Genomic DNA, 12,542 nt, shown 5'->3' with positions numbered 1-12,542 from the left:
GAGGAGAAGACCGACTACAAGAAAGGTTATATCGCTAACGCTGCAGCTGCACAATAGCCGGGCCATGACATTTCTGCATTGCAGCATTGCGGAAACAGCGGGGCTGCGGCCCCGCTGCCCCGGTCAGACCGCTTCGATTGCGACGGCGATGCCCTGGCCCACGCCGATGCACATGGTCGCCAGTGCTTTCTGACCCGGTTCCAGCCCCAGCATCGCCGAGCCGGTGATGCGCGCGCCGGACATGCCCAGCGGATGACCCAGCGAGATGGCACCGCCATTGGGGTTCACGCGCGGATCGTCGTCGGCGATGCCCAGGTCGCGCAGGGTGGCCAGCCCTTGGGAGGCGAAGGCTTCGTTCAGTTCGATGACCGAGAAGTCCTGTTGCTTGAGCCCCAGCCGCGCCATCAGCTTTTTCGACGCGGGGGCGGGACCGATCCCCATGATGCGCGGCGGCACCCCGGCGGTCGCGCCGCCCAGCACCTTGGCAATGGGTTTCAGCCCGTGTTTCTCGACGGCCTCGGCGGAGGCGATGATCAGCGCGGCGGCGCCGTCGTTGACACCCGAGGCGTTGCCCGCGGTGATCGTGCCATCCGCCTTGACGAAGGGTTTGAGCTTTTGCAGCGCCTCGGGCGTGGTGTCGGGGCGGGGATGTTCGTCCTGCGACACAACGACCGGGTCGCCCCTGCGCTGCGGGATGCTGACCGGGACGATCTCTTTGGCGAGGCGGCCGTTTTCCATGGCGGCCCCGGCCCTGTGCTGTGACCGCAGGGCAAAGGCGTCCTGGTCTTCGCGGGCGATGCCGAAATCTTCGGCCACGTTTTCGGCAGTCTCCGGCATGGAATCGACGCCGTACTGGGATTTCATCAGCTTGTTGACAAAGCGCCAGCCGATGGTGGTGTCAAATACCTCGTTGCTGCGCGAAAAGGCGGCGTCGGCCTTGGGCATCACGAAGGGCGCGCGCGACATGCTTTCCACGCCACCGGCGACGATCAGATGTGCCTCCCCGGCGCGGATCGCGCGGGCGGCGGTGATGATCGCATCCATGCCCGACCCGCAGAGGCGGTTGATCGTGGCGCCGGGCACCGCGTCGGGATAGCCCGCCAGCAGCAGCGACATGCGGGCCACGTTCCGGTTGTCCTCGCCCGCCTGATTGGCGCAGCCGAAGAGCACTTCGTCGATGGCGGACAGGTCCATGTCGGGGTTGCGATCGGCCAGCGCCCGGAGCGGGATCGCGCCGAGGTCGTCCGCCCGGACGGAGGAGAGCGCGCCGCCGTAGCGGCCGATGGGGGTGCGGATGTAGTCGCAGATGTAGACGTCGTTCATTCCAGATCCTTTGGTACGTTCAGGTCGGCCACCTGGCCGTCGGTGTGAAGGGTTGCGCCGGTGACGGCCTGCAAGGCGTCCATTTCGAGGCCGGGCAGTTTCTCGCGCAGGACAAAGCCGCGGTCGGTTACGTCGATCACGGCGAGCGAGGTATAGACGCGCGTGACGCAGCCCACGCCGGTCAGCGGGAAGGTGCAGGATTCCACCAGCTTGGGGCCGCCGTCCTTGGTCACGTGGTCGGTGACGACCGCCACCCGCCGCGCGCCGTGCACGAGGTCCATCGCGCCGCCCACCGCCGGGACGCCCTTGCTGCCCACGCGCCAGTTGGCCAGATCGCCGTTCTGCGCGACCTGGTAGGCGCCCAGCACGGCAAGGTCCAGATGCCCGCCGCGCACCATGGCGAAACTGTCGGCGTGGTGAAAGAACGCAGCGCCCGGGTTCAGGGTGATCGCTTTCTTGCCCGCATTGATCAGGTCCCAGTCTTCTTCCCCCTCTGCCGGGGCCTTGCCAAAGCCCAGCACCCCGTTTTCGGTGTGATAGGTTACATCGCGGCCTTCGGGCTGGAATTTGGCGATCATCTCGGGGAAGCCGATCCCGAGGTTGACGTATGATCCGTCCTCGATGTCCTGCGCAGCGCGCCAGGCGATCTGTGCGTTGGACAGTTTTTCCTTCATGATGTCGAACTCTGCCATCAGTATACCACTCCCGCGCGTACCAGCACTTCTTCCTGTTGGGGGTCCGTCACTTCGACCACGGCATCGACAAAGATGCCCGGCGTGATGACCTGTTGCGGGTCGATGCAGCCGGGCTGTCCCAGCGCGCTGACCTGCGCGATCGTGGTGTCGGCGGCCATGGCCATCAGCGGATTGAAGTTCCGCCCCGCCATCCGGTAGGTCAGGTTGCCCGCCGTGTCGCCCTGCTGGCCCTTGATCAGGGCGAAGTCGGCCTTGAGCCAGCGTTCGCGGACGTACATCTTGCCGTCGAATTCCTCGGTCGGTTTGCCCTCGGCCAGTTCGGTGCCGTAGGAGCTGGGGGTGTAGAAAGCGGGTATGCCGGCCCCCGCCGCGCGGATGCGTTCGGCCAGGGTGCCTTGGGGCACAAGGTCGAGCGCGATTTCCCCCGCGAGGTATTTTTCGTTGAAAGCTTCGGCGTTCGAACTGCGCGGGAAGGAGCAGATCATTCTGGCCACCATGCCGGCCTTGATCATTGCCGCGATGCCGATGCCGCCATTGCCCGCGTTGTTGTTGATCACCGTGAGGCCCGAGGGGCTGCCGGTGTCGCGGTAGCGGTCGATGAGCGCGTGGATCAGTTCGACCGGCGCGCCGGAGCCGCCGAACCCGCCGATCATCACTGTCGCCCCGTCTGGTATCTGCGCAACCGCATCGGCTGCGGAAGAAACGGTCTTGTCCATGTGAAGTCTCCGATTGTTGCCATTGGTCTAGCGGGCGGGCGACCGGGTTTCGAGTGCTTTGTGCGCTTATCGACATTTGTTCGTAATGTGATACTGAGTGTGCTCATGGTGAACAAATCGGGCGATACGATTTCGTCGCTGGCCAAGGGGTTGCGGGTGATCGAATGTTTCGGGGCGGAGGCCCCGAAGCTGAGCATCAGCGATGTGGCGGCGCGCACCGGGCTGGACAGGGCGACGGCGCGGCGGTGCCTGTTGACCCTGCACGCCGAAGGATATGCGGGGTACGATGGCAAGTTCTTTACCCTGACGCATCGGGCGTTGCGGTTGGGGATGGGGGCCATTGCGTCGCTTGAACTGCCGCAGATCGTGCAGCCCTGGCTGGATCAGCTGACCGAACAGATCGGGCAAAGCTGTTCGGTTGCGGTTCTGGACGAGACCGAGATCGTCTATCTGGCGCGGGCGGCGCAAAAGCGGGTCATGTCCATCGGGCTGATGCCCGGTTCGCGGCTGCCGGCGCATTGCACCTCGTTGGGGCGCATCCTTTTGGGGGCGCTGCCGGAGGGGGAGGCACGCGCGGTCATCGACGCCTCTGACCTGTCGCCGCGCACCGCCTACAGCCTGACCGACCCCGATGAGATCATGGCGCGGATCGACGCGGCGCGGCAGGCGGGCCATACGGTTGTCGACCAGGAGGTCGAGGTCGGGTTGCGGGCTATCGCCGTGCCGCTGCGCAACCGCGCGGGTGCCGTGGTTGCCGCGCTGAATGCCGGGATGGCGGCGACGCACCGCGACCCCGGCGAGATTGCGCAGAGCTGCCTGCCGCCGATGCTGCGGGTGCAGGCCGGGATCGCGCGTATCCTGGCCTGACGGGGATGCGCACACGGCTTGTTGCAACCCTGACGCCCGCCTCCTAGGGTGCCGCAACATCAGGAGACACCATGACAGACCAGCCCCAGGACGCGCTGCGCTTTCCGTTCGAGACGATGCCGGAGTTCGGCGAAATAACCGAGGTGCGGCCCGGCATTCTGTGGACCCGTGTGCCGCTGCCTTACCGGCTGGACCATGTGAACATCTACCTGATCCGTGACGGAGAGGGCTGGGCGGTCATCGACACCGGCATTCAGACGGACGCGGCCAGGCAGACCTGGGAGCATATCCTGGCCGGTCCGCTGAAGGGCGCGCGCATCACCCGCGTGATCGTGACGCATTATCATCCCGATCACATCGGTCTGGCGGGATGGCTGTGCGACCGTTTCGATGCGCCGCTGCTGACCAGTTTCTCCACGTTCATGGGGTGCAAGGTGATCTCGCAGGGGGCGAGCGAGAGCATGACCCGCTACAATTTCGATTTCTACCTCAGCCACGGCATGACCGAGCAGGCGGCCGGGGTGGTGGCGATCCAGGGCAACGAATACCTGCGCCGGGTGGGGTCCCTGCCCAAGTCCTTCCTGCGGTTGCTTATGCCCGACACGCTGGAGATCGGCGGGCGGGCGTTTCGCGTGATCACCGGAGACGGCCATGCGGCGGAACAGGTGATGCTGTATTGCCAGGACGAGGGGCTGCTGTTTGCCGCCGATCAGGTGATCGAGAGAATCTCGCCCAACATCAGCGTTTTCGCCGATGAGCCGAACGGCGATCCGCTGGGGCATTTTCTGCGCGCGCTGCGGTTCCTGCGGGCCGAGATTCCGGATGATGTGCTGGTGCTGCCGGGGCACCGGCGGATCTTTCACGGGTTGCACCAACGCTGCGCCGAGCTGGAGGCGCACCATCAGGAAAGGTGCCAGCGGGTGCTGGACGCCTGTGCCGGGGGGCCGAAGTCCATCGCGGACCTTGTGCCGGTGCTGTTCACGCGTGACCTTGACCCCCACCAGATGAGCTTTGCCTTCACCGAGACGCTGGCGCATGTGAACCGGCTGGTGCGGCGGGGTGAGATCACCGCCGACGTCCGGGACGGGCGCATTTTTCATGTGCTGAGCGGGGCGGCCGAATGACGGACGACCGCGACCGCGCGACAGTTGCCATTGTCGGGGCAGGGCTGATCGGCGCGGCCTGGGCCGCGTTGTTCGCCCATCACGGATTTGCAGTGCGCCTGTGGGACCCTCAGGCCGGGGCGCTGGACCGGGCGGCGGAGGCGTTGCCGCGTCTGTCGGCGCAATTGTCGGAAATTTCGGCGGCGCGGGGTGGGCCGGGCGACGTTCGCCGCTGCGATACCCTGCCGCAAGCGGTGTCGGGGGCCGTGCTGATCCAGGAAAGCGCGCCTGAGGATGTGCCGCTGAAACACGCGCTGCTTGCGGAGATCGAGACGGCGATGGTGCCCGAGGCGATCATCGCGTCGTCCACCTCGGCGCTGACGTGGTCGGAACTGGCGCCGGGGCTGGCTGATCCGGCGCGGCTGATCACCGCGCATCCGTTCAACCCGCCGCATCTGGTGCCGCTGGTTGAGCTTTTCGGCAGCGATCCGGCGCGGGTGGACGCGGCAGAGGCGTTGTACCGTGCGGCGGGCCGCGTGCCGGTGCGGCTGCGCAAGGATGCGACGGGGCACATCGCGAACAGGCTTGCCTCCGCCCTCTGGCGCGAGGCGGTCCACATGGTGCAGGAGGGCATCGCGGATGTGGAGGCGATCGACGCGGCGCTGGTCAACGGTCCGGGACTGCGCTGGTCGGTGCTGGGGGCGCATATGGCCTATCATCTGGGCGGCGGGCCGCAGGGGATGGCGGGATACCTCGATCATCTCGGCCCCAGCCAGGAACGCCGCTGGGCATCGCTGGGCACACCGTCCCTGACGCCAGAGGTGCAGGCGGCGCTGATCGACGGGGTCGCCCGCGAAGCCGAAGGGCGCAGCATCGCGGAGCTTGAGGCGGCGCGGGACGCTGCGTTGATCGCGCTGCTGCGCGCGCGGACGTCCGGAGCCTAGCCAAAGACCTGTGGATCGCGCGGCAGCCGGGTGATGGACCGGGCGCCAGTCTCGGTGATCAGCACGTCATCCTCGATCCGCACACCCAGCTTGCCGGGGTGGTAGAGGCCGGGTTCGATGGTGATGACCATGCCGGGTTCCAGGGGCGCGTGGTTGCCGCGCATCAGCTGCGGGGCCTCGTGCACGTCAAGCCCGAGCCCGTGGCCGACCTTGTGACGGATGTTGTCGGCAAAGCCCGCGGCGCTGAGGTGGTCCTGCACGGCCATGTCCAGATCGTGGGGCGTCAGGCCGGGGCGGCACATGTCGCAGGCCAGCCGGTTGGCGCCAAGCACGGCGTCATAGAGCGGGCGGTGATCCTGCGGCACGTCCTCGCAGAAATAGGTGCGGGTGATGTCGGCGTTGTAGCCGTTCAGCTTTGCGCCGAAATCGAAGAGCAGCGCATCGCCGCGCTGCACCTTGCGGTCGGCGGAGGGCACGCCATGGCAGTCCGCCGCCGCCGCCCCGGCCAGGACGATAAGGTCGAAGGCCGCGCCTTCGGCCCCGCGTTCCAGCATGTTGATCAGCAGCTTCGCGCGGATCTCGGTTTCGGTCAGGCCCGCGCCGATCTGGCCCAGTGTCGCGGTCAGCGCGTCCTCGCTGATTTTCACCACCTGTTCGATGGCCGCGACCTCGGCCTCGTCCTTGTGCAGGCGCAGCGGCAGCAGGATGTCGCTGCCGTCCGTCATGTCGGTGCCGAAGGCGCGGGCGAGGGCCGCTGCCTCGAACTGGCGCATCCGGCCGCTTTCCACGGCAAGCGTGGTCAGCCCTGTCTGGCGCGCGAGGGTTGCCAGCGCGTCGGCATAGCCGTCCGCATCCTGCCAGAACACGGTTCGCGCCTGTGGCATCCGGGTGGTCCACATGTCGCGTTCCAGCGCCGGAATCGCCGCGTGCACCGCGCCGGTGGCGGTCACGATCAGGATTGTAGGCCGTTCCATCAGGCCCAGCCGGACCCCGGTGAGATAGTAAAAGTTCGGCCCCGGCACCATCGCGATGGCGGGGCAATCGTGATCTTGCAGCAGTTTGGTCAGTTTGCCGATGCGGCTGTCGAAATCCATGCGGGGTCCTTTCATGCGTCCGCGCCAACCTTGCGCATCCGCGACCGGATGCCAAGCGGTGCGGGCAGGCCCGGGGATCAGTCCAGCGGCAGGCCGACGTAATTTTCTGCGATGGCGCGAGAGGCGGCTTCGGAGCTGCGCAGGAAGTCGAACTCGGCCCGCTGCATCCGCTTTTCAAAGGGGGAATTTTCGGGGAACTGGTGCATCAGCGTGGACAGCTGCCAGGAGAAGCGTTCGCACTTCCAGACCCGCTGCAGGACGGTCTGGGAATAGCTGTCGATCAGGGCATCGTTGCCGTGGTTGTAGTGCGCGTCGAGTGCGCGGTGCAGAAGGCGCACATCGGCGACCGCCAGGTTCAGGCCCTTGGCGCCGGTGGGCGGCACGATATGGGCCGAATCCCCGGCCAGGAAAAGATTGCCGTAGCGCATCGGTTCGGCGACGAAGGATCGCATCGGCGCGATGCTTTTCTCGAAGGATGGTCCGGTTTCAAGCTGCGCGGCGGCGTCCGGGCCGAGGCGGGACGCGAATTCCTCCCAAAAGCGGTCATCGGACCAGTCGGCCACATCGTCGGAAGCATCGCATTGGATGTAATAGCGGCTGCGGGTGTTCGACCGCATGGACGCCAGGGCGAAGCCGCGGTCATGGTTGGCATAGATCAATTCGTGCGAGACCGGCGGTTTCTCAACCAGGATGCCGAGCCAGCCAAAGGGATAGACACGCTCGAAGGTTTTCAGCACATCCGCCGGGATCGCCTGTCGCGACACGCCATGAAATCCGTCGCAGCCCGCGATATAGTCGCATTCGATGACGACCTTGCCGCCGTCATGGACGAAGTGGACGCTGGGGCGGTCGGACTTGAGGTCGGTCGGGGTGACATCATCGACGTTGAAGAAGAACTGCTGTCCATCCTGCATGCGCTTTTCGAACAGGTCCTTGGTCATTTCGGTCTGGCCGTAGACGGTCACGGTCTTGCCGGTCAGTCCGGCCAGGTCGATGCGGTGGCGGTCGCCGTCGAAAGCCAGTTCGAAGCCGGAGTGCGGCAGCCCCTCGCGATGAAGGCGGTCGGCGGCGCCCGCCTCCTCCAATGCCTCGACGGTGCCCTGTTCCAGAACACCGGCGCGGACGCGCCCTTCGATATAGGCGCGGTCCTTGCGATCCAGCACGATGGTGTCGATCCCGGCATTGGCGAGAAGTTGCGAGAGCAGCAATCCGGCGGGACCGGACCCGATGATGCAGACGGATGTCCTGATGGTCTTGCTGGTCATGAAGTCGGGCTCCGCTGCGTGCTGTGGGGGTGTCCGGGATCATAGCGGGATGCGCGCGGCGACAAATGGACAGCAGGCGCGAATTTTTGTACTATCCGATCAGATCGGCGATTTTTCGACCTGTGATCGGATCAAAAAGGGAAAATTGTTGCCGGACCGCATCCCCACATATGAACTGTACGGCGAATACCTGGCCGGAACGCGCAGCGATCCGGTGCACCATGAGACGATCCGCGAGCGCAGCAGCAAGCATGATTGGACGATCCGTCTGCACCGGCACCGGAAGCTGGCGCAGATCTTTCTGTTTCAGACGCCGGGGGTGGCGATCCGTCTGGGGGACCTGAATTTCCGCAGCTCGGAACCGGTGATCCTGATCGTCCCCCCGGACATCGTGCATGGCTTCCTGTTTCCCCCCGAGATCGTCGGCGATGTGATCAGCCTGCGGCTGCACCTGCTGGAACCGGACACCGCCGCGCGCCTGCATGGACTGGTCGCGGCGGGGGGCGCTTTGCTGCCACGGCAAAGCGCGCCGCATTTCGATGCCATCGACGCGCTGATGGGGCAGCTGCGCGGGGCGCTGCGCGACTTTGGCGCGGCGCGGGCCGAATTGCTCGACACGCTGGTCCGGCTGGTGCTGATCTATCTCGAATCCGACCGGCGCGGCGCGCAACCGCTGGGGACGCCGCCTGTCCGGCAGGACCAGACCCTGCATGAAAGCCAGGTGCAGGCCTTTTGCGCGGCGGTGGAGGCGCATTTCGACAGCCGGATGACGCTGGACGCCTATGCCGAGGCGATCGGCGTTTCGGTGCCGCATCTGAACCGATTGTGCCGCCGCATCCTGGGCACCACGCCCAACGCCCTGATCCGGCAGCGTCGGATGGTCGAGGCGAAACACCTGCTGGAGTTCACCCGCCATTCCGTTGCCGACATCGCCGCGCGGGCGGGATTTTCGGATCCGGGGTACTTCAGCCGCAGCTTCCGGGCCGACACCGGACTGACGCCTGGCGCGTATCGCAGGCAGCAGGGCGGCTAGGCCGGGGGTGCCGTTGGGGAAATCAGGGTTGCCAAACCCGTTCGTTTCCAAAAAACTGCCGGGAGACAAAAAATCTAGGGAGTTCAATATGACCAAGACGATCACGTTGCTGTCGACCGCGATGCTGCTGTCTACCACGGCGCTGGCCCAGGCCGAGACGCTGCGGTGGGCGCGTGCAGGCGATGCGCTGACACTCGATCCGCATTCCCAGAACGAAGGGCCGACCCACACGATTCGCCACCAGATGTACGAGCCGCTGATCATCCGCGATGTCACCGGCGCGTTCGAACCGGCGCTGGCCACCGAATGGGCGCCGAAGGATGACGACCCGAACGTCTGGGTCTTCAAGCTGCGCGAAGGGGTGAAGTTTCACGACGGCGCTGACTTTACCGCCGAGGACGTGGTGTTCAGCTTCAACCGTGCCCAATCCGAGAATTCGGACATGAAGGAGCTGATCAATTCGATCACCGAGGTGCGTGCGGTGGATGATTACACCGTCGAGATGGTCACTGACGGGCCGAACCCGATCCTGCCCAGCAACCTGACAAACCTGTTCATCATGGACAAGGACTGGACCGAGGCGAACAACACCGTCGATGTGCAGGACTTCGAAGGCGGCGAGCTGACCTATGCCACCACCAATGCCAACGGCACCGGCCCCTACAAGCTGGAAAGCCGCGAGCAGGACGTGAAGACGGTCATGACCCTGAACGAAGACTACTGGGGCAAGGACCAGTTCCCGCTGGAAGTGACCGAAATCGTCTACACGCCGATTCAGAACGCCGCGACCCGTGTCGCCGCCATGCTGTCGGGTGAGGTGGACTTCCTTCAGGATATGCCGGTGCAGGACCTTGAGCGGGTGAACAACGCCGACGGTCTGACGGTCAAGCAGGCCCCGCAGAACAGGGTGATCTTCTTTGGCATGAACCAGGGCGCCGATGACATCGAGGCCGATGATGTCGAGGGCAAGAACCCGCTTGCCGACGCCAAGGTGCGCAAGGCGATGTCGATGGCGATTAACCGTGATGCCATCCAGCAGGTCGTGATGCGCGGGCAATCCCAGCCCGCCGGGATGATCGCGCCGCCCTTCGTCAACGGCTGGACCGAGGAAATGGATGCCGAATCCCAGACCGACATCGAAGGTGCGAAGAAACTGATGGAAGAGGCGGGATATGGCGACGGCTTCTCGATCCGCCTTGACTGCCCGAACGACCGCTACGTCAACGACGAGGCGATCTGTCAGGCCGCTGTCGGCATGCTGGGTCAGATCGGCGTGACCGTGAACCTGGACGCCAAGCCCAAGGCGCAGCATTTCCCGCTGATCACCGACGGCAAGACCGACTTCTACATGTTGGGCTGGGGCGTACCGACCTACGATTCAGAGTATATCTTCAACTTCCTCGTTCACGGTCGCGAGGATGACATCGGCACCTGGAATGGCACCGGCTATGACAATGACGAGCTGGACGCGATGATCAAGAGCCTCGCATCCAACACCGATCTGGAGGCCCGCAATGCGGACATCGCAGAGATCTGGCGCGTGGTGCAGGATGAGACGCTCTATATTCCGATCCACCACCAGGTCCTGAACTGGGGCATGGCGGACGGTGTCGGGATCGAGGTCGACCCCGAGGATCAGCCCAAGGTGAAGTATTTCACGATGAACTGATGGGCCTGCAAGGCGATGGAAGGGGCGGTGTCACGGCACCGCCCTTTTTCAATGCATCCGCGCTTTTGCGATCTGCCAGCCCATCCATGTCTTATGACACATTTGTGAGCAGGCCCATGTTCCGATTGCGTCAGCGGCCGGAGCGGCTAGCCTGAGGGGCATAACAATTTTCCAAAAAGGATCTCCGCCATGCCGAGACTGACAACTGTGCTTGCGCTTTGCCTCGGGATGGCCGCCCCCGCGCAGGCCGCCGAATTCACCTGGGCCGAAACCACCGATCCGCAGACGATGGACCCTCATGCGGTCAACTCGACCCCGGTTCTGGGCTTTCTCAACAACGTCTACGAAGGGCTTGTGCGCCGCAACAAGGACATGGAGATCGAGCCTGCCCTTGCGACATCATGGGAGCCGATCGGCGAGGGAGACGGCTGGCGGTTTACCCTGCGTGAGGGCGTGACGTTCCACGACGGCAGCGATTTCACGGCGCAGGACGTGCTGTTTTCCTACCAACGGGCCAGTTCCGAACAGGCCGACACCGCCAGCTGGTTCGCGCCGGTGTCCGAGGTCAACGTCGTGGACGACTATACGGTCGATATCATGACCACCGCGCCGAACCCGATCTTTCCCGACAGCATCGCGAACTGGATGATCCTGGACAGTGGCTGGGCCGAGGCCAACAACGCCACCCGCCCCGACAAGGAGGCCGGAAACCATGCGACCCTGAACACCAATGGCACCGGGCCGTTCCGCGTGACCGCGCGTGAGCCCGGCCTGCGCACGGTGCTTGAGCCTTTCGAGGGGTGGTGGGACGAGGCCGCGCATAACATCACGCGGGCCGAGCTGACGCCGATCCAGAACCCCGCGACCGCGGTGGCGGCACTGCTGTCGGGGGACGTCGATTTCATCAACCCGGTGCCGATCCAGGATACCGAGCGGCTGAAGCAGAACCCGGACGTCAAGGTGATCCAGGGGATCGAGGCGCGGGTCATCATGCTGGGATTCCCGCATGAGGCCGAGACGCTGAAGTTCTCGGAAGATGTGACCGACGCGAACCCCTTTGCCGACGCGCGGGTGCGTCGGGCGGTGGCCCATGCGGTCAATGTGCCTGCGATCCTGCGGACCACCATGCGCGGGAATGCCGAAGAGGTCAGCCAGCTGGTCAGCCCCGCGATGCGCGGGTACAGCGATGCGAATGCCGCACGGCCTGCCTATGACCCGGATCAGGCGCGCGCGCTGCTGGCCGAAGCGGGGTATCCGGACGGGTTCTCCTTTGGTCTGAAATGTACGAACGACCGGTACCTGAACGACGAATCCGTCTGTCAGGCGATTACGGGCATGCTGGCGCAGGTCGGGCTGCGGGCCACGCTGGACGCGATGCCGGTGCAGAACTATTGGCCGGAACTGCGGGCAGACAACTATGACATGTTCCTGCTGGGCTGGTCGCCGGGCACCTTTGACGCCGAACATCCGATCCGTTTTCTCGCCGCCACGCCCGACGAAGAGGCACGGCTGGGGTCCTGGAACTTTGGTGGCTATTCCAGCGCCCGGATCGACGAGCTGCTGCCGCTGATACAATCGGAGATCGACGAGACCAGGCGTCAGGCCATGCTGGACGAGGTTGCGCAGATCCTTCAGGACGACATGGCCTATGTTCCGCTGTATGTGCAGCCGCTGATCTGGGGCGCGCAGGCGAACATCGACCTGACCCAGCGGCCGGACAACTTTTTCATCCTGCGGTGGGTGACGGTGAACTGAAGGGGGCCGCCCGGAACACCGGCTTGCCAGGCGGGAAGGTGTCGCGTATCGCCTCAATCTCATGGCTGCCGCCGTGTA

The 12,542-nt window shown here is 65.0% G+C and carries 11 protein-coding genes; 6 read left to right on the top strand and 5 right to left on the bottom strand.

What is annotated here, in order from left to right:
• Nucleotides 1-123: 123 nt before the first annotated feature.
• The 3 genes from pcaF to FIU94_RS18265 are packed head-to-tail and all read right to left on the bottom strand — an operon-like array spanning nucleotide 124 to nucleotide 2,734.
• Nucleotides 124-1,323, bottom strand: coding sequence for a 3-oxoadipyl-CoA thiolase (pcaF, locus tag FIU94_RS18275; protein WP_152467262.1), 1,200 nt, complete (start codon nucleotides 1,321-1,323; stop codon nucleotides 124-126).
• Nucleotides 1,320-2,015, bottom strand: a complete 696-nt coding sequence (locus FIU94_RS18270) for a 3-oxoacid CoA-transferase subunit B (RefSeq protein ID WP_152467261.1) — start codon at nucleotides 2,013-2,015, stop codon at nucleotides 1,320-1,322. Before FIU94_RS18270 ends, pcaF begins: the two co-directional genes overlap by 4 nt.
• Nucleotides 2,015-2,734 (bottom strand): 3-oxoacid CoA-transferase subunit A, encoded by a 720-nt coding sequence (locus tag FIU94_RS18265; protein WP_152467260.1) that lies wholly within the window; start codon nucleotides 2,732-2,734, stop codon nucleotides 2,015-2,017. Before FIU94_RS18265 ends, FIU94_RS18270 begins: the two co-directional genes overlap by 1 nt.
• Before the next feature lie 105 nt (nucleotides 2,735-2,839).
• On the opposite strand from FIU94_RS18265, the gene FIU94_RS18260 reads away from it, so the two are divergent.
• From FIU94_RS18260 to FIU94_RS18250, 3 genes are all read left to right on the top strand, one after another.
• Complete coding sequence (locus FIU94_RS18260) at nucleotides 2,840-3,601, top strand: IclR family transcriptional regulator C-terminal domain-containing protein (RefSeq protein ID WP_152467259.1); 762 nt, start codon at nucleotides 2,840-2,842, stop codon at nucleotides 3,599-3,601.
• Between the two features lie 71 nt (nucleotides 3,602-3,672).
• Nucleotides 3,673-4,725, top strand: a complete 1,053-nt coding sequence (locus tag FIU94_RS18255) for an MBL fold metallo-hydrolase (protein ID WP_152467258.1) — start codon at nucleotides 3,673-3,675, stop codon at nucleotides 4,723-4,725.
• Complete coding sequence (locus FIU94_RS18250) at nucleotides 4,722-5,648, top strand: 3-hydroxyacyl-CoA dehydrogenase NAD-binding domain-containing protein (RefSeq protein WP_152467257.1); 927 nt, start codon at nucleotides 4,722-4,724, stop codon at nucleotides 5,646-5,648. The genes FIU94_RS18255 and FIU94_RS18250 overlap by 4 nt, the downstream gene beginning before the upstream one ends.
• On the opposite strand, the gene FIU94_RS18245 is transcribed toward FIU94_RS18250, so the two are convergent.
• Together FIU94_RS18245 and pobA are read right to left on the bottom strand one after the other, a co-directional pair.
• A complete protein-coding gene (locus tag FIU94_RS18245) occupies nucleotides 5,645-6,742 on the bottom strand; it encodes a Xaa-Pro peptidase family protein (protein WP_152467256.1) in 1,098 nt (365 codons plus the stop codon). The genes FIU94_RS18250 and FIU94_RS18245 overlap by 4 nt on opposite strands.
• A 77-nt stretch (nucleotides 6,743-6,819) precedes the next feature.
• Entirely contained in the window at nucleotides 6,820-7,992 is a 1,173-nt protein-coding gene (gene pobA / locus FIU94_RS18240; RefSeq protein ID WP_152467362.1) for a 4-hydroxybenzoate 3-monooxygenase, read from the bottom strand.
• Between the two features lie 163 nt (nucleotides 7,993-8,155).
• Between pobA and FIU94_RS18235 the strand changes: the two genes are divergently transcribed.
• The 3 genes from FIU94_RS18235 (at nucleotide 8,156) to FIU94_RS18225 (ending at nucleotide 12,464) form a co-directional block, all read left to right on the top strand.
• Nucleotides 8,156-9,040 carry a helix-turn-helix domain-containing protein gene (locus tag FIU94_RS18235; RefSeq protein ID WP_172975955.1) on the top strand — a complete coding sequence of 295 codons (885 nt, stop codon included), beginning with the start codon at nucleotides 8,156-8,158 and terminating at the stop codon, nucleotides 9,038-9,040.
• An 88-nt stretch (nucleotides 9,041-9,128) separates the two neighbouring features.
• Nucleotides 9,129-10,709 (top strand): ABC transporter substrate-binding protein, encoded by a 1,581-nt coding sequence (locus FIU94_RS18230; protein ID WP_152467254.1) that lies wholly within the window; start codon nucleotides 9,129-9,131, stop codon nucleotides 10,707-10,709.
• Nucleotides 10,710-10,898: 189 nt separating this feature from the next.
• Nucleotides 10,899-12,464 (top strand): ABC transporter substrate-binding protein, encoded by a 1,566-nt coding sequence (locus FIU94_RS18225; protein WP_254702691.1) that lies wholly within the window; start codon nucleotides 10,899-10,901, stop codon nucleotides 12,462-12,464.
• Nucleotides 12,465-12,542 lie beyond the last annotated feature (78 nt).

This window comes from Sulfitobacter sp. THAF37, assembly GCF_009363555.1.
Classification (GTDB): domain Bacteria; phylum Pseudomonadota; class Alphaproteobacteria; order Rhodobacterales; family Rhodobacteraceae; genus Sulfitobacter.
This window is presented reverse-complemented; position numbering and strand designations above follow the sequence as displayed.

What these genes read in the sequence shown, in the direction of transcription:
- pcaF (WP_152467262.1), bottom strand. Translation starts at nt 1,323, where the DNA reads ATGAACGACGTCTACATCTGCGACTACATCCGCACCCCCATCGGCCGC.
- FIU94_RS18270 (WP_152467261.1), bottom strand. Translation starts at nt 2,015, where the DNA reads ATGGCAGAGTTCGACATCATGAAGGAAAAACTGTCCAACGCACAGATC.
- FIU94_RS18265 (WP_152467260.1), bottom strand. Translation starts at nt 2,734, where the DNA reads ATGGACAAGACCGTTTCTTCCGCAGCCGATGCGGTTGCGCAGATACCA.
- FIU94_RS18260 (WP_152467259.1), top strand. Translation starts at nt 2,840, where the DNA reads ATGGTGAACAAATCGGGCGATACGATTTCGTCGCTGGCCAAGGGGTTG.
- FIU94_RS18255 (WP_152467258.1), top strand. Translation starts at nt 3,673, where the DNA reads ATGACAGACCAGCCCCAGGACGCGCTGCGCTTTCCGTTCGAGACGATG.
- FIU94_RS18250 (WP_152467257.1), top strand. Translation starts at nt 4,722, where the DNA reads ATGACGGACGACCGCGACCGCGCGACAGTTGCCATTGTCGGGGCAGGG.
- FIU94_RS18245 (WP_152467256.1), bottom strand. Translation starts at nt 6,742, where the DNA reads ATGGATTTCGACAGCCGCATCGGCAAACTGACCAAACTGCTGCAAGAT.
- FIU94_RS18230 (WP_152467254.1), top strand. Translation starts at nt 9,129, where the DNA reads ATGACCAAGACGATCACGTTGCTGTCGACCGCGATGCTGCTGTCTACC.
- FIU94_RS18225 (WP_254702691.1), top strand. Translation starts at nt 10,899, where the DNA reads ATGCCGAGACTGACAACTGTGCTTGCGCTTTGCCTCGGGATGGCCGCC.